At 58.7% G+C, this 23,047-nt stretch carries 13 protein-coding genes; 4 read left to right on the top strand and 9 right to left on the bottom strand.

Annotated features, from left to right (window positions below; all coding sequences use genetic code 11):
• Positions 1 to 72: 72 nt before the first annotated feature.
• The 4 genes from N2600_RS02450 (at position 73) to N2600_RS02465 (ending at position 3,152) form a co-directional block, all read left to right on the top strand.
• Entirely contained in the window at positions 73 to 498 is a 426-nt protein-coding gene (locus N2600_RS02450) for a hypothetical protein (RefSeq protein WP_260297864.1), read from the top strand.
• A gap of 859 nt (positions 499 to 1,357) precedes the next feature.
• Positions 1,358 to 1,681: a DUF2293 domain-containing protein gene (locus tag N2600_RS02455; RefSeq protein WP_260297865.1), complete on the top strand. Its 324-nt coding sequence runs from the start codon at positions 1,358 to 1,360 to the stop codon at positions 1,679 to 1,681.
• Positions 1,674 to 1,973, top strand: coding sequence for a hypothetical protein (locus N2600_RS02460; protein WP_260297866.1), 300 nt, complete (start codon positions 1,674 to 1,676; stop codon positions 1,971 to 1,973). The genes N2600_RS02455 and N2600_RS02460 overlap by 8 nt, the downstream gene beginning before the upstream one ends.
• 798 nt (positions 1,974 to 2,771) lie before the next feature.
• Complete coding sequence (locus N2600_RS02465) at positions 2,772 to 3,152, top strand: hypothetical protein (RefSeq protein ID WP_260297868.1); 381 nt, start codon at positions 2,772 to 2,774, stop codon at positions 3,150 to 3,152.
• A gap of 61 nt (positions 3,153 to 3,213) precedes the next feature.
• On the opposite strand, the gene N2600_RS02470 is transcribed toward N2600_RS02465, so the two are convergent.
• From N2600_RS02470 to N2600_RS02510, 9 genes are all read right to left on the bottom strand, one after another.
• Positions 3,214 to 3,711, bottom strand: coding sequence for a hypothetical protein (locus tag N2600_RS02470; protein WP_260297869.1), 498 nt, complete (start codon positions 3,709 to 3,711; stop codon positions 3,214 to 3,216).
• Positions 3,712 to 3,821: 110 nt separating this feature from the next.
• Positions 3,822 to 6,587, bottom strand: coding sequence for a UvrD-helicase domain-containing protein (locus tag N2600_RS02475; protein WP_260297870.1), 2,766 nt, complete (start codon positions 6,585 to 6,587; stop codon positions 3,822 to 3,824).
• 337 nt (positions 6,588 to 6,924) lie between these two features.
• On the bottom strand, positions 6,925 to 11,028 hold the full coding sequence (locus N2600_RS02480) for a hypothetical protein (RefSeq protein WP_260297871.1): 4,104 nt from the start codon (positions 11,026 to 11,028) through the stop codon (positions 6,925 to 6,927).
• Positions 11,029 to 11,077: 49 nt separating this feature from the next.
• Positions 11,078 to 14,314: a C-terminal helicase domain-containing protein gene (locus N2600_RS02485; RefSeq protein ID WP_260297872.1), complete on the bottom strand. Its 3,237-nt coding sequence runs from the start codon at positions 14,312 to 14,314 to the stop codon at positions 11,078 to 11,080.
• On the bottom strand, positions 14,248 to 14,967 hold the full coding sequence (locus tag N2600_RS02490; protein WP_260297873.1) for a hypothetical protein: 720 nt from the start codon (positions 14,965 to 14,967) through the stop codon (positions 14,248 to 14,250). Before N2600_RS02490 ends, N2600_RS02485 begins: the two co-directional genes overlap by 67 nt.
• A complete protein-coding gene (locus tag N2600_RS02495) occupies positions 14,888 to 16,120 on the bottom strand; it encodes a phospholipase D family protein (protein WP_260297874.1) in 1,233 nt (410 codons plus the stop codon). Before N2600_RS02495 ends, N2600_RS02490 begins: the two co-directional genes overlap by 80 nt.
• Complete coding sequence (locus tag N2600_RS02500) at positions 16,110 to 17,276, bottom strand: DUF6361 family protein (protein ID WP_260297875.1); 1,167 nt, start codon at positions 17,274 to 17,276, stop codon at positions 16,110 to 16,112. The genes N2600_RS02495 and N2600_RS02500 overlap by 11 nt, the downstream gene beginning before the upstream one ends.
• Positions 17,276 to 20,431 (bottom strand): UvrD-helicase domain-containing protein, encoded by a 3,156-nt coding sequence (locus N2600_RS02505; RefSeq protein ID WP_260297876.1) that lies wholly within the window; start codon positions 20,429 to 20,431, stop codon positions 17,276 to 17,278. Before N2600_RS02505 ends, N2600_RS02500 begins: the two co-directional genes overlap by 1 nt.
• A complete protein-coding gene (locus N2600_RS02510) occupies positions 20,424 to 22,988 on the bottom strand; it encodes a PD-(D/E)XK nuclease family protein (RefSeq protein WP_260297877.1) in 2,565 nt (854 codons plus the stop codon). The genes N2600_RS02505 and N2600_RS02510 overlap by 8 nt, the downstream gene beginning before the upstream one ends.
• Between the last annotated feature and the right edge of the window lie 59 nt (positions 22,989 to 23,047).

Genomic DNA, 23,047 nt, shown 5'->3' on the forward strand with positions numbered 1-23,047 from the left:
GCAGCAGAATGCTTTGAAGAGGCAAGGATTCCGGCGTGGTGCCGGCCCTGGTATTCAACAAGGATTCTCCAAATGTCCGAACATCACCTTCCCGAGATGAACTGCGCGAACTTCATGCTTCCCTATCCGGAGGAAATTGCGAAGAAGACGGGTTCATCAGGAATGGTCTTCTCCATCCGGGAGCACTATCTGCTTCTTGCCCGTAAGGTTGAGGACACCGATCCCCAGGAGGCTGCTGCGCTGCGGGAGATCGCCGACTATTACCCTGACGTAGACGGCGGGGAGCTCGTCGAGCGCGATAGCCGCGGTAACATGGTTGGCGACGCCAACGACTGGGACGAACTGACTGACGAGCAGAAGATCCATCGGGGAAATGCCAACGCTGCAATCGCCGCGCTCGATTGGCTCCGCCACGAATTGGAAAAGGCCACCTATCATTACGAGACTAGCGATGACGTAACGCGCGTGCGTCGGGAGCTGAGCGAGATTTCACTTTAGCCGGGGCAGCGCTGGCCGGTTAACGCCGGCCAGCTGCTTAAGGAGGTATAGGGCGGGAGTCTTGATCAGGACAGATCCTGCTTGCTCCCTCGAATGCTCCTCTGAATAGCACCAAATATATGGTGGTCAATTTCGCCAGAATAGCTACCGTCCTCCATCAATGCTGCCTTCCGGTGCTTTTAAGCTTTTCTCTGCTGCGACTGAGGGCCAATCTGATCGGATCAGCCAATATGTTTTCGGCTCGGCCTAGTAAGGCAATCCATAAATGCGTAATCCGCCCCCGGCATGTTTGCGTGTCATATGTATTCATTATCCGCAATTGCGCTGAGGCAAATCGGGTTTCAGAACGAAATGCGCGCTGTTCAACGAAGCGTTCAAGAACTGTGACCTTTACGTTTTTCCAAAAACTGCGAAAATCGCCATTTCTGTCAAGTTTTCGGAAAGTTGTGTCAAGGTCGTGCCCGGAAATGCAGGGTTTTTGGCCGGTCGGACCTTTACAGGTTTACCCCATCGAAAGCTGTTTTTCGCTAAATCCACGGTCCGACCTTTACATATGTAAAGGTCGGGTCGATTGCATGTAAAGGTCTCGATGCAATCAGAGGGCGCGTGTTCGTCGGCTGAGGAGGATAGGATGCCCGGAGCTTGCCGACGCGGAAGGCATCCCCATCGCGCGAGCGCACTTTACCTAGGACTTCGTGTTTTTCACGTTGGTGTTCAGCTGCATCCAAAAAGCTACCTCTATTAAAGTATTGATCGGACGGCGACAAATCTGTGGAAAAGGTACTTAAGTAAATACTTACTTTCGTATCATTCGCTCGCATATCATACTATATAGACGTCCTCTTTATTGGAGGGCAACATGGCGAAATTCCCTTTGGATGCCATCGAGCAGCACATCCGACACCATCATCCGGGCTGCCCCGATTTCGCTATTTCATATTTTTCCAGTGAAATCGCTCAGAGAAACTGGCGGGATGCCTCGCTTGGTCAGGCAGTGGGTATCACCATGCAGACATTTCTCCGACACGAAATGACAGACTACGACACGCTCCTTCTCCTCGGTATAGAACGAAGTGAAGCCCGCGACCGTGTACAGCCACGGATCGACGCTATGCTGAAAGTTTGGCGAAAGAAGCCAAAAGCAGCAAAGCGCAAGCAAGCACGGGAGGTGGATAATGTCTAACCCCGAGGCGCGCCTTGCGCTTGCTAAGCTGATTGCCGACCGCATAGTAGAGCTTGGTATTGAGCGCGAGTATTTCATGAAGGCGGTTGGTTTCACCAAGGAGTCTACTTTTACCTGCTACCTAAGGGGCTATTCCAACCTTTCGCTCTGGCAGGTCCCTTATGTGGCTCGCACCCTCCAGGTTGATGAACGGCGCGTCTTGATGATGTGTCTGGCCCAGATCCATGACAATCGGGTAATGGGGTTGTTTCTAAGACATATGAAGTCGCGGAAACGCGGGGAGTTGGCTTAACCTTTCAGCGTGAAATGTGGCTATCAAAGCATAATGATCCGTGATCAAGCCTAGCGCACTCGACCTAAAGCCTTCTTGCGCCGAGCTGCCTTCTTCGCTGACTTCACGTGCGCGTTCGACGTGGCAGAAAGCAGTGGACGCAGAAGAAGGTCAAGCTTGGCATTCGCATCATTAAGATTGCTACCGTCGAGGTCGATCACACGTGCCAAGCCAAGAGCTACGTTGATTGTCTCATACTCTCGTTGCACAATCGCTAGCTGTTTCTTCAGATCAGCTATTTGGGCGTCTTTCCGCCGAGCGAGCTTTTCTGCCCGAGCGATACGACCCTTCGCTGTAGCCCTTAGTCGCTCCGCTTCGGATTGTTGAACATCGTTGACTGTTCGGGTTTTTGACTTGGCGACGACTACGACTACCTTCCGCCGTTTGGGTCGCCAGGGGCCGAAGTCGCAAATGCTTCCGGGCTTCGCAGGCCCTGGGGTGTCACTTCCATCTGCCGGCTTTCGCTTTCGCCCAGGACCGCCCTTATGGCTAAAAAAGCTGCTGCCGGGATGCAAAATGGTGCCGCCGCCATTAAAGGTATTTCTCCCCACAGATCCCTCCAACACCTGATGACAAAGTCAGACACGCGACAGCGGCCGATGTCAATCATGACGGATGCCATGCGCGCCATCTCAGAGAGATGCGCCAAGAGCGCGCTCTCAACCTTCGAGTGCTCCAGAAGGCACATCATAGGGAGTTCAGCTACCCCAACCGTCGCGCGCTATAAATGAAATATCGATGCAAGCGCAGGAGCAATCAATGACTAACAGCAGCCTCAACCTAGTTGCTTTCTTGAAGGGACGAATGGCAGAAATGTCGGTGCCGGCCCCTGCCGGAAGCTTTCTGGCAAGCCCGCTCTTCCATATGGTTTTACGGGGAGATGCCAAGCTTCCCCTCGATCGGGTGGAAGAGGTTGGCTCGGTCATCGGCGTCGATGGGGGGCAGCTCTTTCGTATGGCCGCGCGACAGTTCTACGATGAGGACGCAATTCGCCTCTTTGAGCGGATGCTCGGCACGCCCATGACGAAGGAGGAGCAGAAGTGGCTTTACGAAATTCGGTCGGCGGCTGATAGTCCCGTTGGAGAACCAAGTGCGATGGCCAAGCGTCTCGTGCGGGCACTGGTTAATGCCAGCGTGTAGTGAGGAAATCTTTCTCCTCGATCGTGTCCATGGCTTCCAAGCGGCAATTCAGTAACTGCATTTATTGCTTATCGATGGCATCGAGAACTTCGACCCACTTGTCGGCCATGTTGAAGTGCCCCTTCTCGATGCAGTTGTTGTGATAATGCGTTGCGTGCTTACGGCGAATTTCCAATAGTTTTACCGCGCTGGAGCTGGCGACCGCAGTGAGAATCCCAACGAGCACGAAATGCATGGCCCCTTCATCAAGTTCACGAGAAAGCGGCTTCCGTATCTGATCTTCAACAAAGACGATGCCCGGATTAGGCTTTCCAATATACGAAGTTTCTGAGCGCTGTCCTTCATATTCAATCTCTAAGAGCCCAATGGTCTCGAGCATTTCGTCTAGCGTATCATGATAACCGTAAAGCCGATCATATTGCTCGATCACGAACCAGTAGAAATCTTGCTCAGTAGAGAGGTGCCTCAGCAACGCTGGCATGACTTGGGCTGTCAATTGAATAACGTCTTCTACGCTTTGTGGTGGCCGCGCGAAATCCCTACCGGCTATAGTGATCATATTCTATCGTCATCCCTTTGATCTCGGCTTGATATCTAGGTTGCCGAAAATCTCACCGTAATTTTCGCTCAAACAGCTCATAAGAAATCGCTAACCATGCAAAGATAACCCTAACTTGCTCGTTCGCCACTTCGCCGGGGCTTGTAATGGCAAGCTGGGAAGTTTGAACAGGAGCGGAACTCGCCGTAGCGACCGTTCCTCCAAATCAGGGCTCCCATTTTACACGCGGGGCAGCTTTCCTCTTGGACGGCATTTCCATCTGTGGAGGTGATTGCCACGCCCCCATCCGCCTCAAGCTCCCGGAGAAAGCTGGAGCACTGCCCACGCACGGTGAATAAGACGACACTGCGTCGTGCTCGGGTCAAGGCAACGTAAAAAAGGCGGCGCTCCTCACCCAAAGGGTAGTCGTCCCCTGCAGGCATCGCTAAGGTCAATACAGGATCATCCGTTCGGGTGTTCGGGAAACTGCGACCTCGCAGAACGGTAAGCATCTCAGGCAGAATTATGTAGTCGGCCTCGCTGCCCTTGGAACGGTGAATGGTAAGAAACGACAGATCAACCCAGCGCTCGAAGCGGAATTTGCGCCTTGGTATATATTGCCTGTCGGCGTTGTAGCGACCTAATACATAGACTGACACCTTTCCGTTAGGGCCGGGCTTGATTGTGCCTTCTTGAATGCCGGTTGCCAATTGCTCCAGGAATCGGTCAATGGCGCCGGTCAATTTTTCTTTACTATCCACCTGAACGGCCTGGAGAACTGGTCCAACGGCCGGAGTGACTGACCGTACCCCTTTGCGGATCTGGGCAGGGTTCTTGGATATGAACCTGCTCGACACGTCGCAAAGCTCCTGAGGGCAGCGGAATGTTTGCTCTAGCTTAAGGATTTGCCCATGGCCAAACCATTCGCGAAAACCTGTCATAACTGAAACATCCGCGCCAGCGAATCGGTTGATGGATTGCCAGTCGTCGCCCACGGCGAAGAAAAACCGTCCACGTTTGCGGACCAGGGCGCGACAAAGGCGGGCACGTGCCCGGGAAGCGTCCTGAAACTCATCCGCCATGACCAGATCGTATGGCTCCTCGTGATGACCGCTTTCGAGATGTTCGGCTGCACGGTTGAGCATATCTTCGAAATCTATGCCGCCCTCGGCCACCAAAGCGGCGTCCCACGCAACTAGGATGGGAGCGACAATATCCAAGAACATCCGGTAACGGTGCTTGAAGGTGTCTTCGGGCATGGCATCCAACCGCTGACGCAAGGCGGAAATTGTCAGGCAATTGCTCTTGGCGTGGCTGATGAAGGTTCGGACAAGCCCTGCAAGTTCCTCAGGCGCTATCGGCTTTTGCCCCCCGTCCGGAATTGCGCGATCTGGATCTGGATCGAGTTCGATGCCGCCTTTAGTCAGTTCGTCAGTTAGGTGCTCGAACAATATGCCGGTGCGGATCTGGTGCGAGGTTGTTTCGATCAAGGAAGTACCAAGCTCTTCATGCAGCTTCCGCTTCCATTCAACACCTGCGACATAATCTCTAAAATGCGGCGGGGCGTCGCCGTTGGCGTTAAGCGCGAAATGCTCGTGATAAAGATCGATGTCCGGATAGTAGAAATCCGGGCGGTATTGGCGGTGGGCCGCGTCAGCGGTCCGGAACTTGTAAGGCTCCTCGTAGAGGTAGTTCACGCCGTTGTAAAAAAGCCAGTTGGATATGATCGCCTCCTCCTGACTGCGTACCCGCTTCCCGTCAGCGGTGAGCGTGCGCCCTGCGCCAAGATCATCCCATACATCGGCTGGGCTAGATGAGCCAAATTTGGGCAGATCACGAAAGAAAACGAAGCGGAAGAGATCCCACTGTGTTTTGAAAATCGGAGATTGATCTTTGAGCTGATCGATGATCTCGGTCAGTTTTCGAAAGCCACCAGCTGCATCAATTGCCCAGTCTGGAATGTCGGGCTTTTCCCCGGTAGCCTTCCCTATTATCCGGAGACCCAGCGCGTGGAAGGTCGAGGCTTCCACCGAAACGCCGTCCATCCCCAACCTTTCAAATGATTTAGCGGCACGATCTTTGAGTTCCTCTGCCGCCTGCTTGTTGAATGCCAGCAACACGATACGTTCGGGTGCAACGAAACCTCGGTGGATAGCATATGCGGCCTTGGCGACCAGTGTGGATGTCTTGCCCGAGCCAGCCGAGGCCACTACCTGCACGCGGTTGTCGAAGCAGATTACCGCTCGCGCCTGTTCTTCGGTCAATGGTTTGCTTTCCACGCTATCGAATAGACCCTTGCAGATCTTCAGTTCGCGTTCGGTATGAGCCATATTTAGGATATGCCACAAAACCTGGGGGGCGATTTCCCACATTAGTAGGGAAAGGTCTATGCCTGCGGCTTTGTTGCCCAGTCTCGATCGCACGCCGGTTTTCGTCAGGCGCGCGCGAACATCCTGAACGTCAATCGCCGGACGGGTCGTTTCCAATGCCGCGTGCATCTCGTGGGTGAGCCATCGTCGCTCAGTCTTAGCCGTATTCTCTTGGGCTTGCTTCTGACGAAACCACTCTGACATGACCTGATCGGCATGTTGAAGAAACGCGACGTCTTCGCGAAGTTCCACCTCAGCCAAAATGGCAGCCATGGACGCGATCAGGTTTACCCCTTGCGCATTTGGCAAGCCATCAACTTTCAGCACGTCAGGGCGTCCCGGGTGGAGTGTGATGCTCGTCCAAAACAGGCCTGGGCGTACCTGGCACGAGGTTCCATTCCCAATATCGATTGCGCTTGATTGACCATCGACTACCAGCGAAAGTTCCTGGTCATTTCGGAGCAGGCGCCATTTCGGGGACCCTGTTATATTTCGACCCCACCAAGAAGGCCCCCATTCCGCAATCATGCATAGCCCTGCGATTCAGTATGCTTTCACAAAACACACTACATGCCAGCTATTCACTTAGAATGGAAACCGCTAGCTGGTATGTCGATTTTGATTCCCAAATTTATCTCCCGAGCGGGATGGCCAAGAGCCTCGTGTGGGCATTCGCCTAAACCTTAGACTTCCGCGTAACCGCTTATCAAGCCGGTGTTGTTTTTATAGTGGCAAAAGACGGTCGATCCCTAGGATTGCTGCCATTCCTCCTGACCGCTCCAAGTCTCTTCACGACGCGATCCGCAAGTCGGATATCTCCCGCATGACGAAGCCGCGAAGCAACCAAAAGCTGCGGCGGTGACGGTCAGGTCGGGTCCATTTTCAGCCAATAGTCGCGGTGCCAATCGGTGAAGAAGATCGGGATCGCCTCACCGGACACCTTGTCGATCGCCGCCGCGATCCCACCGGTGAGCCAGACCTTTCCGTCCATCTTCAAGATACTGTGAACTGTCCAGCGCTTGCGCAAGGCATCGGTGATGTCCTTGCGGCTCAGCCGCGTGCCGATCGCGTCGTGATTGACCTTTGATAGGATTATGAGGTTGCCAGCATGACGCGCGCCACTGGCCGAAGTTTTGTCAGGGTGGTGCGCCTGTAGCATTAGGATACGGTTCTCGGCGAACTCGGCATAGGACCCGCCCGGCGCTAGCGTGTTTGGCGATCGCCGTGCTAATTCGATCTGACAGTGCGACGCGTAATGGTCCATTTTGAGCTGGCGACGCTGAATGTCCTCGGCGATCACTTGGGGCCGGGTGCTTCCCGCATGGCGATCACCAGGGCGGGCCCCGGCGCCTGAATAAAGTTCGCCGGGATTAGGCTCGTTTCGCTTTGGATCCGGTGTTGATCCGGGATGCGGCCTAGAGGATTCACTCGTTTCCTTGTCGCCGGGCCGCTCGTCGGATGTGTCCGGCTCGTAGCTGTCTGGTATCTCCCCTGGTCGAAACTCCCGCCCGCGGTGGTTGAGTGCGTCCTTCAGGACCGAGCTCAACCACCGCGGCCTCGGCTTCACAAACACTATGTCGGCGATCGCCTTCATCAACAAATCGTCCTGGTCGCCCCCGCGATCAAGCCAGATCTCATTGGGTAGCACCGCCCACTGCCGCGCTGCACGATACCGGCGCCCGCGAATCCGATATTGGATGGAAAGGCCGGTGGCGATTACGATTCGGTTGATCGCCAGCAGACGGCGCTGGAACTGCGGCTCGATCATATGCTGGGTGACATCGACCTCCTGCAGCTGCTTGCGGAAATGCCGCGCTCCGGCCGCGCTGCCGATCGCATGAACCGCGTCGAGACAGTCCGCGGGGGCCGGTGCCTGATCTCGTCCGGCAGGGTTGACCGGCTCCGTCGCGAGCGACGACAGGGTCTGGATCTGCCATTGTCGCAGCTCATCGGCGATGGGATTTCTAACCATCTGGACACTGTGGATCGCGAGACGCAGCCGCGGGTTGAGTGTATCGCGCCGGATGGCCTCTGCCAGTTCTGGGAAATCGTCGACCACTGCCTGCCGACGCGCAGCCGATAGCGTTAGCAACTCGCCTGCGGAGCCGTTCTCAACCGGGATGCAGGGGAGCTCCGGAGGCTGCAACACCCATGCATCGACACCCTTCGGATGATGGATATGCCGCATCACACAGGCAATTTGCACGGCTACCGTCGTTCGCGGCTGCGTGTCGAGCCATTCGAAATAGCCGCGCGAAGTTTCGGGTGTCGGTAAGCCGCGGATGACGCCAGCTTTACGGTAGAGATCCTGAACGTTGTCAGCGAGGCCGTCGCCGCTGATCTGCAGCTTCCACCCGCCCCAAAACTCGCCCAGATTGCCTTTAAAGGCGAGTCGCTCCGGGGCGACCAACTTTCCCTGATAGGGGAGGCATGGTATCTGACGCAGCTCGTCGGCAATATCAGGATCGTCAGCATCGGTAATGGCCGCAAGCCGGGGCAGGCGGGCGGATTCGTTACCCGCATCATCACGCATGGCCTCGAGCGCCATCCGCGCCGATGGTTTGCGCCCTGGCGGTAACACTGCATCGAGGCTCAGCGCCGGCCGGTCGATGAGGTCTTTCGGCTGGAGCGCCAGCCTTGCAATCTCGCCCCTCCCGCGAACCAGCAGATGCACCGGCTTCAGTTCGCCCGCCAGATTGAGCGCAACCGCGGAGCCCCGCAACGCCCGCAACGCACCCGCCGCGCGCTTCGAATTGGCGAGTATTGTCAATGCTGCCTCCAACGCGTGAAACCGAGTGCGCTCTCCGGCATCGAGAGCACGATCCACTGGAAACGCGCCGGTAAGATGCGCATAGAACGCGAGAATCTCGGCGGGACTTGGCTCGTGCCGCAGCGTTAGGTTGGCACGGCTAGGCTTGAGACTCGTGCACAGTGCGCGTACCTCGTGTGTCGGCTTGGCAATATGCTCGCCAAGCAGGTTCGCAACCTTGGCTTCGGGCAAGCACAGCTCCTCAAAAGGACGCACCGTCCCATTCACTGCTGGCCAAATCGGAAGAGCCTTGACCGCTGGCCAATCGTCGCGAGCGAGCTCGTCGGGATTGGCCGCAAGCCAGCTGAAGAAACGCTTGCGGACCGCTATCGGTTTGGTCTCGAGGCTGCCGTCTCGCAACAAGTTGCGCAGTGCATATCCCTCGAGCCTCCAACCATTGAGCTTGAATATGGGGTGGCTTCGTAGCCCCGGATGTATCGTCGGCGGCACGTCGAGCTCTAGCAACTCGGCAGGGATTGATGCGCCGCGCCTTAGCCGTGACAGCGGATGGATCCTACCTTCGCCATCGGGCAGATGCACGGCGCTCGCGTTCGGACGGTCCGAGGGTGCCTGTTTGGTTATATAAGGATAGAGGGCATCGAGATGCGCTCTAGCAGTGACGGCATCGCTGAGCACCCGCCGCCACTCCGCCTCACTGCGCCAAGGAAACCATCCTGCGTCAGGCGCTTCAAGGCGGTGGAGCACATCCTGGCCGTCGAACCGTAGATGGTTCGAGTTCCAGCCTTCGCACTTTCCCGTGCCGAGCAACTCAACCAGCGCGGGCGGCGTCTTAGGATGGAGGAGCGGCAGCGCGGCGGGGGCGATCTTCGCGAGCGCTTCCGACCATTCACCCTCAGCACCCTTGTAGGCCGGCACGATCAGGGTGGTGCCTCGCTTATGCTGGGCCCGCTTTCCCCGCGTATCGATCACCGGAAATGCCCGGGCGGCAAGGAGGCGGTTGGCAAAGAGCCGCAGCCGTTCCCCGTCGAGCACCCCGAGGAGCTCCAGCGCCTTGGCGCCGTGCCGTGGGACGAGCAGCTTGATTAGCACTTGAGCGAATGCAGCGTCGCTCGCTGCGACGATCCTTTCGTTCCACGCACTCGATTGTGCGGCGAGTTCGTGACGTTCGGTGTCGGAGAGGAATGCACCCGAATAATGCGCCTTCGTGCCGCTCGCGGAACGTGGATCGTCGCCGGGATAGGCGACTGGATAGCGCAAGCGGCCGCTCCCAAGCTTGAGTCTGCCGCTCGCATCGACGCCCCAAGCTACCTCGATCAGGAGCTCGTCGCGCGCAAAAAGCCTTTTGCCGCCCGAACAATACTCCGCCGCTTGGAAAAAACGCGCCTTGTTCGGCGAGCGCTCTCCCGAAACCGCAAGGCAGGCCTGCTCGCGTTCCAGTAACCTGTCACCACCGTCCAGCATCTCCTTGCAGTCGCGGAAGTACGTGATAAGCCCTTGTTCGCGTCGAATGCGACCAGCGGAAAAGACGAAAGTGTGTGATCCTAGCGCGTGATGTGAGAGGACGAGCCTGTAGCTCTCGAGCATGCCTGGGCGCATGATCCCGAGCAGCCGCTTGGGCAACGTAGCGATTGCGTCGGTGAAGACGCCTGCTATCTGTTCGTCGCTGACCGCTGCAAATTCGATCGCCTCGCCATGCCGAACAGAAAAGGGCTTACGTCTGTAGGGAACCTCGATTTGCGTGCCGGTCGCGGGAGCGGTTGGGTCAGGACGTGGAGGAACGCGCACGCCAGGGTAGGGAGGCTCGTCCTCCCCGTTGGCGAACAATGATTGCAGGATCTGGTGTCTCGCCGAGCGCAAAGTGATGCCATTGCCCAGCGTGAAGCAAGCCTTGAGCCCGTGGTTCTTGACGCCAAACATGCCGACCTTGGCCCGCACTGCGTGGCCGGCTCCCTTGATGAAACTCAGACGACGCCAGCCGAGGTCATCAATGGGGGCACCGTTCCCGGCACAGATTAGCCGGTCCAGCTCGAAGCGAATCTCGGTACGCGACGAACGCGCGTCGAGTTCGTTGACAATCAGTTCGACAAGCAGATCATCGCCGCGCAGCCCGTTAAGGAACTGCCAGAATTCAGGTGCCTGATCGGTTTCGAGAACGAACCGTTCCGCCGGTTCGGTGTCGTGGGTGAACTCGGGCGACATCGGGTATCCTGTTAAAGTGCGCCATTCAAATCGTCAGTTTGAAGTGCGGTCAGTTAGAGGCTGTCTGAGTCAGAATTGGGTTTTCGTTCTCAGTTCGACCATCGCCAACCTCTTCTTTGTCAGCCAATTCAGCAGCCCTTGGCAGCAGACAGATTTGTAGTTCTGATAGCTTATCTTTTGCCTCCGGGGGGAGCTTCGCGAAGAGTTCCAGCAGTTCATCCTGCCGAGGTTGACCGAATGCCAAACGGTAGTTCGCGATTGAGGACTTCAGCTCTTCGTAACGCTCAATCTCGCGGCTGAAGGGGGGGAGTAGAACCACACGCTCGATCTTGGCATCACCGGGGTACAGCCAGAATGGAATGAGGTCACCCATCCCACCGTTGGCAACTTCCTGGAGTCGAGCGGTCTCGAAGATGAGACTCCAAGGATCGTGCCTCGGACCACCTTGCTGACCAACGACCTTGCCGAATGCCGAAGCGACGTTTCTCCGCACGGCATGATTCTTGTAGCGATGGACACGGCCCTCGCGCTGCTCGATTTCGACAGGGTTACGGGGAAGATTCCAGTGGACGACGCGGGAACAATAAGGGTGAAAGTCGAGGCCCTCTTGTCCGATCGAAGTTGTCGCCAGGACGAACGGACGAAAAGGGGATTTGAACGCAGCCTGCACGATTCCGGTCCGACGAATACCCTTCTCGTCTTCGGTCTTGGCAGCGAAGCGCATAGCGTAGCGCGCTCGAATCTCGAAGCGGTTTTCGCGCAGGCGGGTACGGCCGGCACTCCAATGGTCGAGCGTGATCTGGGCAGGGCGCATGGAGACCACGTTGAGGATCGTTCTCGCGATGGAACGGACCCGATCTTTCGGGGCTACATATTGAAGGCGATCGCTCTCGATAATGAGGTGGATATATTCATCGAGCACGGAGGAAAGATCATGGTCGAGGCAATACGACAGGATGTCACGCCAGTAGTTGGTGGGAGATGTCTCATCGAGCAATGCGCGGCTCTCCGGCTGATTGAAGAGACTGCGAAAGCCAAGTGCGACACCGATGGCTGCGGCACTGAGATCCGGGTCGTCAAAGGGAAGCTCGGGCGCGAAACGGCCAAGCGCTCTCAGCGCGCAGGTTGCAGGCGAGCCAAGCGCATGGTCAACTAGGAGGTCGACAATAGCTGGCTCGGCATGGCCGGGCGCCGCTTCGGCTCTGAACGCATCGCTGATCGCATTGATGGTGCGAACAGACGCGTTGCTCTCGTCCTGCTCCTCGTTTGACTCGAGAGCTGGAACCTGTCGCCAGTCCGTGTCTCGCCCTCTTTCTCGATCGAGGTGAAGGACAGCAAGCCGCCGATCCTCAGCTAGGCGAGAAAGCAGAGCCGGTTCAAGTGCTTCGGAAAGGACGCCACGGGCGTGCTCGCGCAGGCCGTGGGAGCTATGAGCGCGTCCGAAACGAGCCTCAAGCTCAAGGGGATCGATAAGCGCGGCGAGCGTCGCGCTCGGATAGAGCATTGGAAGCATGTCTTCAATGCCGATCGGACGACTGGCCCGGCTCGCCATCTCCTTGGTCATTCCCATCCGGCGGCTTGCATCGTGAGAAAGGAGCGCGGCAATGGCGTCGGGAACCAACGACCAGTCGGAGAAGACAAGCGTCTTGGTTGCAGACCTTGGGAAGCCGAAGGAGGGACGACAGGGTGGAAGCCACAATTCACGCTCCAGCCCATCTCGGAAGGTCGTATCATGGAGCGCTCGCATCCTGGCGTTACGCGGCGGGATCGATTCGTAGCCTTCCACCTGCTCTTCCGTGATCATGAATGGCTGCGCTTCGCGGATCGCCTGCTTAAGTTCCGCTGGGGGGGCGAGTTTTTTCTCTTGCAGCTTTGTGCGCAGCTTATAATCCCGCATGAAGTTCAGAAGGTAAGGGGCTGACTTCCAGAATTCGACGAGCCCCGGCGCATCTACGAGGCGAGCCACGCGTGCGACCGCCTTCGCTTCCCTGAGATCATCCGGATCGATCGCAAGTTTGGGGCGGTGTTCCAGGATAAGGGAATTTCCATCCTCGGTAAGGCGCACACGCTCTGTCCTGGCGATGACTTGCCGCAATATTGTTTGTACACGGTCGCGGCTATCGCGTGCCGCCGTGTGAGCGTCGGGTAAAGACTGGAGAGTGCGGCGGAAGGCGACGAGCTCTCGCTTCAGATCTTCGGCGCGCGCCGCACCCTCCGCATCGCCAAAGAGGAAGCGCATCGTGCGAAGAAAGTCGGCGTAATGGTCGCCTTGCTCGGGGTCGTCAGTGCTGCGGGAGAGCATCCGATAGGGCGTGGCCGAAAGGAGGAGGAGGCGGGCCGAGTTTCCGCAATTATCGCTATAAGAAAAAAGCGCCCGCGCGAGTTCCGCGGCAGCCGCTTTCTCGGGTGCTTGTGCCTCGTCGTGCTCGTGCAGAAGTTCGGCGAAGCGCTGGAACTCGTCGAGGATGATGAGGTCGGGCTGCAGGGCGTCGACGCAGATCCGCGCCAGGGTGCGTCGCAGCTCACCGATGAGGCGAGCGGGACGCAGGTCGTCGCGGTAATCCGGTTTCACGCGGGTGCGCGCGAGGTCCGCGGCTTCTCGAATGCGGCCCAGGATTTCCGGGCCGACGGCGTTCACGAAAGCTGAGCGGATAGTCTGCGAGATATCGTCCCGGCGATGCATCCGCTCCATCCATCCTTTCCATTTCTCCTCGCCGACGCCACCGCGGAATATCCGACGGATTCCGGCGTGTCTGAGGCCGATAGCCTTTCGCAGCATCTCGAAGATGAGTGCGCGCTCTTCCGCGGTGCCGAGAGAGGATTTGAGGTCGAGCGCAGTACCGGGAGTGAGGCTTATCAGGTTGATTTTGCGGGCGGCGATACCTTTCTTGCCTTCCAGCTGCAGCGGCAGCAGCGTGAGACGAGTATTGAATGGACTGACGTCCGCGCCGATCACGTTGAGCGCTTTGAGGTTCTGTTCGGCAATTGCTTGATTTGAGCAGATATAGACCACGTCGACACGCTCGACTTCATCGACGAGGGCTTCGATGGCCTTGGCGATGACTCCGCGCGCGATCATGGTCTTGCCAAGTCCAACCTCGTCGGCCACGAGAAACTGCCTTGTAGGCTGGCGATCGGTGAAGAGGCGCCGGAAGACATAGTCTGTCGTCGCGCGCTGGAAGGGTTTGAGCAGTTCCAGATGCTCGTCGGCTCGGTATTTCACGACGTCCGTCCTTTCTTCTTTTTGTTCGTCGTCGTCTTCACGAAGCGCGCGAAGCTTTCCCACAGTTCGAGAAATTCGCCGGGAACGACGCTGGCGCCGCCCGAAGGGTCTTCCAGGCGTTTGATCAGGCGGTCGATTTGTTCGAGTTCCGGGCCGCCCTGACAAAGAGCGCGCACGAGGGGCTCTAGGAGCGAAGCGCCGGGTTGGCCAAGTTGCCGCACCCATTGTCCCTCGCCAGTCGATTCGGTCCCGAAAAGTCCCTCGCCAAGTGTACCGAGAAGGAGGCTGAGATAGCGGAAGAAATTTTCCGAATTCGCAATCATCGCGCGCAGGACAGCAGCATCCCGTCCGTCGGGGAGACCGACGAGCCGGGCACCGAGGGTGAAGTGCAGTTGCGTTCCCGTGGGCTCGTGGCGTAACCGCACGCCAAGCCACCGCGTAAGATCTCCGAGTGCCAGTTTTCCGAGTTCCAGGCTCGCGCTTTCGCCCTCGAAAAAAGCGGTGGCGTTGAAGCCTGCGGTATTCTCATGTGTCAGAGGCCGTATGCCGCAGGTCACATTGTCGGGGAAAGCGATTGGAGGAGGTCGGCCTGCCAGAACGAGCCTTAGACGAACCAAATCACCTTCGTCCCTGCAATCAAGCTCCAGGGCGAGCCGAGCGATTGCGTTTCTGAGATCCTCGAGGAGACGTTCGGCTGTGCGGATGTCGTCGGTCACAGGAGGACCGGAGGGCACATAGTCGGCGAGCAGTTTGCTGAACGAATCTGAAAACAGGACGGTGTCGATCCCCCCCCATGCGGCTGATCGGGCCTTCGAGGTTGGCCATGAACTCGATATTCGACCTGTGGGCCTTCTGTGGCAACAAGGCAGGAGTTGTTGCATTGGCCGAGCCAACGCTGATCTGCAACCGTTGTCGGCGCTCCACGACATAGGCTTTGGCGTGTAGTCCGTCGAGGTCAACGGACGGCCGGGCCTCGTTGTCCTCGCCATCGTTTTCGGTTGCCCGTTCATCCAAGGTATGAATCCGGAAGCGGTCAAGTATCTCCGGAGACAGACAATCGAGTTCCTCCGCGCGAGCGACGAGGCTGCATAGGCTCTCCTGCGGAAAGCCATCTCGAAGTGCGGCGAGCGCATCAGCCGACACAAAGGGCGAGAGAATGGCGAGGCGTTCACCATTCGGCAACGGCCAGGCCTCTCCACCGAGGCCATTGACCGAAAAGCTCACGCGGGTAGCGCCGAGCGGCAGCTCCCAATGGCATCGTTGCAAATCTGTAAGCAAGGAGGGCAAGAACATCGGCACAGATGGACGAGTTGCCACATTGGCCAGTTCCGGAAGCTTGCGCAACAATCGTTCGAGCGGCGCGTTCGACGGATTTGCGGTGTTGCCTACGACGCCATCGAGGCAGAGACAAAGGTCCCAGGAGCGGTCGCTTGTTAGGTTGCGCGAGAGGATCCCGAGCCGCATCCGGACGGGGACGTCAGCCGTGTCAGACCGAAAACGCACGCACCAGATTTTGGGATGGAATGCGCCTCCGCCTGGAGCGCTCACCTCTGTGATTGTGTTCTCGTACAGAGCCATGAGGCGAGCTGCGTCGGGTCGGGCGCCTTTGATCCTGCCGCGATCACAGTAGATCGCAAGACGGCTCGCCATGCGTTCGACCCCCTCGAGGAGGGCCATTGGATTGGCAAGCATCTCCTCGCGGTTTTCGGCATCGCGGAATACGATCGATGTTGGGATCACTAGTGCGGTTTCGAAATCGAGCGAGTAGGTCGTAGCGATTGCATCTTCGAAACGATAGCTCTCCGGCGGACGCAAGAGGTCGGTGTAGAGCTGGCGATTATCAGGGTCAAAAAAGCTGTCAGCCGGCATCTGCGAGTTCTCCAAGATAGCCGCGCGCCATGCTCCAGCGGAAGCCGAGGCGATTATTCCCCGAAGCGCCCGACCACCGATCAAGTGGGGCATCCTCTACAAGGCGCGCCTTGGGACCCTTGAGTGAGCGCTCCCGGCGACGCAGGAGGTCGCGAGCTTCCGGTAGTTTTGCGATTGATTGGGTATTGCGGATTGCTATCGTCGCCCAGTCGATCACAAAACTGCGCGTGCGCTCATGCAGGCGGTGACTGGTGCGTCCGACGAGGCTAAACAGCGCCTTGAGGTCCCAATCATCGAAGGAGAGCGCTTTCATCTCGTCGCTCCATCGACGGATGCCATCCTCATACTCATCGAAGAGCCCGGCAGCCTCCGGGTGCATTTTCGCTTTTGGGCGCTCTTTTGCTCGCTCTGCGAGCATGACGTTGTAGAGAAGACTTGCGCCATACATGATCGTCGAGAAACGCTCCGCATGACGGAGGATTTCCCGGTTTTCCTTAGAGATGGCTTTGTGAGTCAGCCTCCAGACCCAGTCCTCTTGGAAGGTCTCCGCGGTGCCCGCGAGTTCTGCGAACAGGCTTCGATGCGCACGGGTTGCAATCCGGTCACGGAGAAACTCGGCCTCCTCAAACGTGAGATTGAAGGTGGTTTCCTCATAGAGATCGGTAGGGCGCTCGGGGAGGCGCGGGGACCAAATTGGCATATCGCGATCGTTCAGGCTGTCCGGGCCAAAGGCAAGACAACTTCGCTGAGTGCCGCTCATGAGCCGGATGCCGAGGGTGGCCAGCCCAGCCCAATAAACGCTCGAAGGCAACCGCTTGAGCCCGCGTCCCGCGTCGCGCCCGATCACGCCAACCATCTCGCCTCCTTTGAGGAGCGCTTCACTAAGCAGGAATTCGGCCTCTCGAGCGAAATGGGCGCGCTCAACCTGGGTGCCGCGCCGTCCGTGGGCATCGCGGTAGATCCATGGAATAAAGAGCATGTAGCGCAGCCTGGTCTGAATGGTGCTGGTGCCAGGGAAGAGAAGGTCTGCAATCCCATCACGGATGGTGCTCAGGCCAAGTTCATCACGGGCCTCGGGCTGCTTGAAGAGGTCGATTAAAGCTTGAGCACGACGGCGTTCCTCAGGGTCGAAATCGATCCAGGCAAGGTAAGACATCAGGCGGCTTTCTCTGTAATAAGACTGGCAGCGTCCGCAAAGCTGATTTGACCCTCGTCCATCCAGTTGATGACAAGGAAGCGGACGGGTTTGTTGGGGTAGCGGGCGGCGAGCAGTCCGGCGTAGACCTCGAGCTGGGGCACGTAGCTTCCAAACCGAATCTCCGGATTGGGGCAGGGGCCAGTCTTGTGATCGACAATAGCGAGGGCGTCGTCGCTTTCCGCGAGGAGGTCGATGATGGCGTTGGTTTCTGAGCCGTCATCGGCGCGCACCTGGAGCGGCAATTCGAAGCTCAGGCGATTGAAACCGAGGCTTGCGAGCCAGCTACGGAGCGCGTGCACCTGCTTCTCGATAGCACTAATCGTTTCGTTCGACAGACCCGTCGCAGCCGGGAGCCGGGCGGAGAGGTCGGGCCGCTCCGCGAGTGTGCGGAAAGCGAGGTGGTAGGCCGTGCCGCGGTCGGTGGCGGAATTGAGCGCCTGTCTGCCGGCAGGGGCACCAAGATCGATATGGGTCAAGGCCGAAATCGACGCACCGTTCTGATCAGCGAGGCTTGACGGGCTAATGCGCCAAGTCGTGCGCTCTGTGGTTGGTAGGGGCACGCGGCTGCCCCAGATCTTGTGAACACCGGATGATTCGAGAAGGTCGGGATAGGTGTATTCAGTGTCCTTTGTGATGATGCGGCAGGCCGCTGGGAGCTTTTCGCCGCAAACCGTGAGCGTGCCGGCGCCAAAGATGAGGCCGGTGCGTCGGCGTAGTAGATCGGCCATAGTTTTTGGACGCTCGTCAGAGTTGCCCTGCCTGGACGGCAACGCCAGTATCAGCCGATCGCGGGCACGTGTGAGAGCTACGTAGAGAGCCCGGGCCGCTTCGCGTTCATCCTCGGCGATGCGTTTATCGGCGAAGGCAGCCTGCGTCTCAGGGCAGTCGAATGCCGGAAACCAGCTCAGGCCGGCGCCCTTGAGCACGGCGTCAAGCTTGTCGAATGACGCGAACTCCGCGCGCATCATATTGCCACGTGCGGTGATGGCGAAGTCCATGCCTCCGACGATCGTAACGGGCCACTCGCGCCCCTTGGAGGCATGCCAGGTTGAGACTTCGATACCTTCCACTTCCCACCCCTCGCGGTCGGGGCGATGGTCGAGTCCCCGTTCTGCCTGATCAGCGAGCCAGCCGAGAAAGGATTGAATCGAATTACCGTGGAAACCCGCAGCTTCACGCAGACCGGTCGCAGCGCTGTCGAAAGCGATGGCTTCGGCGAAGAGACGACCGAGATCAGCCTCCGCTGCTGCGCGCTCCGGAAGGGTCGCGATCCAGTCCTCGATCCCGGCGATGTCGAGAATGCGAGGTAGGGCGGCTGAGACAGTAAGGTGACGCCCCTCCTCGGCGAAATCGGCAAGTTTGCGAATGCAGTCGATTTGAAGAAAGCTGTTGTTGATCGCGGCAGGCAATGAGAGGTCCAGGGGCATTCGACTGGGGCCAAGAGAGAGCAGGAGGAGAGTCGCGAAGCGGTCCGTCGGGTTGGCGGCAACAGCAAGCGCTGCCCTGGCAACCTGAATTACTTGAGAGAGAAACCAGCCGTCTTCCGGCAGGCGAACGGGAAGCCCGAAATCGCGAATTGCGTTGCCGAGCTCTGCGGCATCAAGGTGCGTGTAAACAAGGACCGCGATGTCCGCCGGGCGTATCGGGCGCAGTTCTTCCGTCACCCGATCGGTAACGAGGACTTTCCGATCGATCAGCTCGCGGGCATGAGCGGCGATCCCTTCGAAGACTTTCGCCTTTTTTCCTTCGAACTCGACAACTTCGATTGCCGTCTGGCCTGTCTCTCTTCGGGTTGGGGAGAGTGGATCATAGCCCTCGGGAAATAATATGGGACCGATCGCGTTGACGAGGGCCATTATTCTCGGATCGGATCGCCAGTTCTGAGTGAGGGGCTCGACGCAACTAGCATGGGCGGCGTGAAGCGCGTCCGACAGACGCGGGTCAGCGCCTTGGAAGCCCATGATCGCCTGTTTACGGTCTCCCACGATCAGCGCGCGCGGCGCGCGAGCGGCGAGACGCCAGAGCATGGCGAATTGCACCGGGTTCGTGTCCTGGAATTCATCGATTACCACGCAGTCGATCTCGGCCAAGACCGCATCGAGAATGTCGGGGCGGGCACGGAGCAGTGCCTCGGTTTCCACGATCATGTCCGCGTAGTCCATCAGGCCCCGAGTACGCTTCTCAGCTTCGTAGGCCGCCATGATTTGCTGGGCACCGTGCACGAGAGCTGTAAAGTGCGTCTCGGCGTCCTTGAGCGGCCCAGGATGGTGCCGAAGTTCGCTGACGGCGGCGATAACCGCGCTTGCAAGATGGTCGTAGCCTGCCGGAGTTTTGGTTCTGCTGTTTGACAGCCGCAGCCCGCGCAGCCTTTGCCAGAGCGACCAGTCATGGGCCAGACTATCCGTGCGTGATGCGCGCCGGAGCGCATCAAAGTCCTTGTCGAATTCTTCTTTGGCGGTTTTGGCGGATACAGTGTCGGCAATGCTTTCAGGAAATGAGGTAAGCAGTGCATCCACAGCATGGGACAAAGCCTTTTCGAGACGCGCCGCGTCCTTAGTCGGGCCGTAGGTTGTGCGCAGCTCCTCAATGGCTTGATCGATAATGTCGGTTTCGAAGCCGCGCTGCCCCAGCGAACGCAGCAGATCTATGGTCCGCATCACCTTCTTGCGCAGCTGTTCTTCGCCTGTTTCGCCCGTGTTGCGATTCCACTCGTAACCGAAGCGAGGAAGTGCATTCAGGACAGGGACGAGGGCAGCAGCGCGGCCGACCTGGAGACGGATCAGCAAGTCGCGTTCGGAGTCTGAGAGGAGGCGACTTGCGGGAGAGCGACCGGCGGCGAAGGCATGTTCAGTGAGAAGCCGCAGCCCAAGCGCGTGAATCGTCCCAACGTAAGCGCGGTCAATCGCCAGAGCCTCTTTGATTTGCCCCCGATCGAGCAATGCACCGCGGATCCGGGTACGCAGGTCGGACGCAGCGGCTTCAGTGAAGGTCACGGCGAGTATGCGGTCGGCGGAGATATCACCGTTGACGACCAGATCGGCGAGCGTGGTTTCAATGCGATAGGTTTTGCCCGAGCCGGCGCCGGCAGGGACGAGAGTGAGGCGGTCAGACATCAGCGTCCTCCAGGCTCGTGTCGGGGATGAGAAAGGCGGCGATCAGAGGGTTCTCGAGTCCATAGGCCTTGATGCCGAGCTTCTTTTCAAACGTCTCGGCATCCGAAGCGCGGTTGAGGGCAAGCCGGCCGGCGGAGAGCGCGCTTATACGTTCTGCCACAATTTGATCGGCTACCGCTCCGATTGGACCTGGGACCAGGCGCGCACTCTTGAGGCCTGCACCCTCGGGCCCTGTCAGGAGCCGACCGTCGAGTGTGCAGTGATAGGCGGTGATGATGTAGCTCGGCGAGAGATGAGCGAAGTCCGGCGTCGTCGCGATCATACGGCGATACAACTCGACCTGCAGGTCAGCTCCCGCTTCCATACGTTTGCGGCGGGAGGAAGAGCTTGAGCGCTTGTGGTCCACGACAATGACGCGGCCGTCAGGCAGATCGAGCAAGCAGTCTGCGCGCCCATGGATGGGAAGATTGAAGTGATACGTGCCGGACAACTTCGTTTCGACTTGGCGGATTTGAGCTCCGTTGTCCGCAAGGAAGCGACCCCAAGTGAGAGCCGTCTCAAGTGCTTCGCGGGCAAGGTTTGTCCGTTCGGTGACCCATCCCTCGCTCGCTAGCCATGGCGCGTTTCGGGCGATCGCGGCCTCGAAAGCCGCCGAAAAGCCTGTTCGGATTGTTGCTTCGTCCAAGTCATGTGCGCCTTCTGGAAAGAGCCCCTCGAGCGTGCCGTGAATGAGGCTACCAAGGGTTAGAACGTCGAGTGTCTCCGGGCTCCAGGTGCGGTCCTCGGCGCCCATTTCGCCAAGGAGCCACGCAAACGGCGAGACGAGCAAGGTCTCGAGCCGCGAAGGCGATTGCAGACTGACCGCGCCGCTCTCCGATTTCCGGAGCATGAATGGATTGCTAGGGATGGCAACCTCGCCCTCGTGAGGCAGGACCGCACGAGCGTTTTCTTCTTTCCAGTTGGCCAGCGAGGTCACGGTGCCGTTGAGCGGGCGCGAAGTTTGATCGTGGGTGAAGGGTGGCTTGAGTAGGCTTTTGGCGTTTTTCGCGCCGAGGGCGCGCGCTATCAAAGAAAGCGCGGTCGCCGGAGCGAGCGGATTACCTTCGAGGTCACGGACGGAGGCGGTGAGCGTGGCGCCTTCCGTGGCAGAACAGAGCTGGCGGCGAAAAAGCTCAAGTCGGCGCGCAAGAGTGCGGTGGCGCGACGGCAATCTGAGGCCGGCTGCAACCTCGATCTGGGCGATCTCGCTTTCCGTGAAAAATGGATTGGAGGCGACGGGCCGCGGCCAGTTCGCGCCGGCGAGTCCGACCACGATGAGGTGTCGGACCGGGCGCCAGGGAAGCGCCGTCTCGCCGAAGATAGAGACGCCTTCCACAAAACGTTTTTCGGAGTCCGGAGCGAGAGCAACGGGGGCAGCGGCGCGATTGAGCAAGCCCCAATCAATGCTATCATCCGAAAGCAGCGGCCTGAGCGCGTTAATACGTGGAACAAGCATGGCAGCTTCCACAAGTTCAGCAGCGATAGCGTAGAGCCTTGCGATAAGCTGCGCGGGCGAGCTGACAGAGTGCAGTTCATCGAAGATCTTGGCACCGCGCCTCCCGTATGCGCGAGCGGCCGGTGACCAGCCTTTTTCGGCGTACTCGTTTGCGAAAATGCGGCCGTCGTCGATCGACCACGGCACTAGCGGCGACAGGCAAAGGCTTGCAAGCGCTAGGCGAGGAGCAGGACCGCGCATGACCGCCAGGAGATTACTCAGAAATTCACCCGGGTGGTCGCGTAGGGATGGCTCGACGGGCAGACCGGAGAGCGGCAAGCCCACACGATTAAAGGCAGGTGCCAGTGCGGAGAGATAGGCCGAGTCCTCAGGCACCAGCAGGCCGATATCTTGTGGTCGGTAACCAGCCCTCACGAGGGCCTGGGCACGAGCTGCGGCAAAGGCCACTTCCTCGCGTGGGTCGCGCAAGCAGAATGCGAGAAGAGTCTCATCTAGGGCGGCCGGGAAGCTTGCATCGAGAAGATGCCGCTGGACGTGACCAAGCGCTCCGGCAGCCGCATTGCAGGTGACTGGCTCAGGGAGTGTGTCGAAGAGCGCGGAAAGATGGGCGCGCAGGTCGGCTTCAGCGCGCGACTCGAAATGGCAGGGACCGCCGATGATGGGCAGCGGTTCGAGCGCGTCTTCTTTCGAACAGGAGAGTATGTGTCGGATTACATGGAGATTTTCAGGAAGGGCATCATTCATCCGCACCCAGAGTGACTTCAGCGCTGCGAGGTGGTCGCGCGCGCGGCCATCGGGCAGGGCAGAGACATCAACTGATTGTACGGAAAGGCCGGGCGATGCGACCGCAAGATCCCGTAAGGCGAAGGAGACAAGTTGGCCCACCTCTTCAGGGGCCATTCGGTAGCTGCTGCTCCACGGCGCGACGAAATCCTGGAGCACATCCTCCAGCGGATAGGGCGGGGCATGTGGAACCAAGAAAGTCGCAGCGAGGAGATCGGTAGTAATCGGGCGTTCCGCGCCGGTTGCCGGGGAACGGGTCTGCACTGGGGAAAGGCGCATCTGAACTCCGGATGGCGTGGTGTTTAACAAGTCTTTGGTGTTCTAGCAGAGAGGGGTGT

This window comes from Rhizobium sp. WSM1274, assembly GCF_025200775.1.
Classification (GTDB): Bacteria; Pseudomonadota; Alphaproteobacteria; order Rhizobiales; family Rhizobiaceae; genus Rhizobium; species Rhizobium leguminosarum_I.

Coding starts and splice junctions, on each gene's coding strand:
- N2600_RS02460 (WP_260297866.1), top strand. CDS start 1,674: ATGTCTAACCCCGAGGCGCGCCTTGCGCTTGCTAAGCTGATTGCCGAC.
- N2600_RS02510 (WP_260297877.1), bottom strand. CDS start 22,988: ATGCGCCTTTCCCCAGTGCAGACCCGTTCCCCGGCAACCGGCGCGGAA.
- N2600_RS02500 (WP_260297875.1), bottom strand. CDS start 17,276: ATGTCTTACCTTGCCTGGATCGATTTCGACCCTGAGGAACGCCGTCGT.
- N2600_RS02450 (WP_260297864.1), top strand. CDS start 73: ATGTCCGAACATCACCTTCCCGAGATGAACTGCGCGAACTTCATGCTT.
- N2600_RS02495 (WP_260297874.1), bottom strand. CDS start 16,120: ATGCCGGCTGACAGCTTTTTTGACCCTGATAATCGCCAGCTCTACACC.
- N2600_RS02505 (WP_260297876.1), bottom strand. CDS start 20,431: ATGTCTGACCGCCTCACTCTCGTCCCTGCCGGCGCCGGCTCGGGCAAA.
- N2600_RS02480 (WP_260297871.1), bottom strand. CDS start 11,028: ATGTCGCCCGAGTTCACCCACGACACCGAACCGGCGGAACGGTTCGTT.
- N2600_RS02470 (WP_260297869.1), bottom strand. CDS start 3,711: ATGATCACTATAGCCGGTAGGGATTTCGCGCGGCCACCACAAAGCGTA.
- N2600_RS02475 (WP_260297870.1), bottom strand. CDS start 6,587: ATGATTGCGGAATGGGGGCCTTCTTGGTGGGGTCGAAATATAACAGGG.
- N2600_RS02455 (WP_260297865.1), top strand. CDS start 1,358: ATGGCGAAATTCCCTTTGGATGCCATCGAGCAGCACATCCGACACCAT.
- N2600_RS02465 (WP_260297868.1), top strand. CDS start 2,772: ATGACTAACAGCAGCCTCAACCTAGTTGCTTTCTTGAAGGGACGAATG.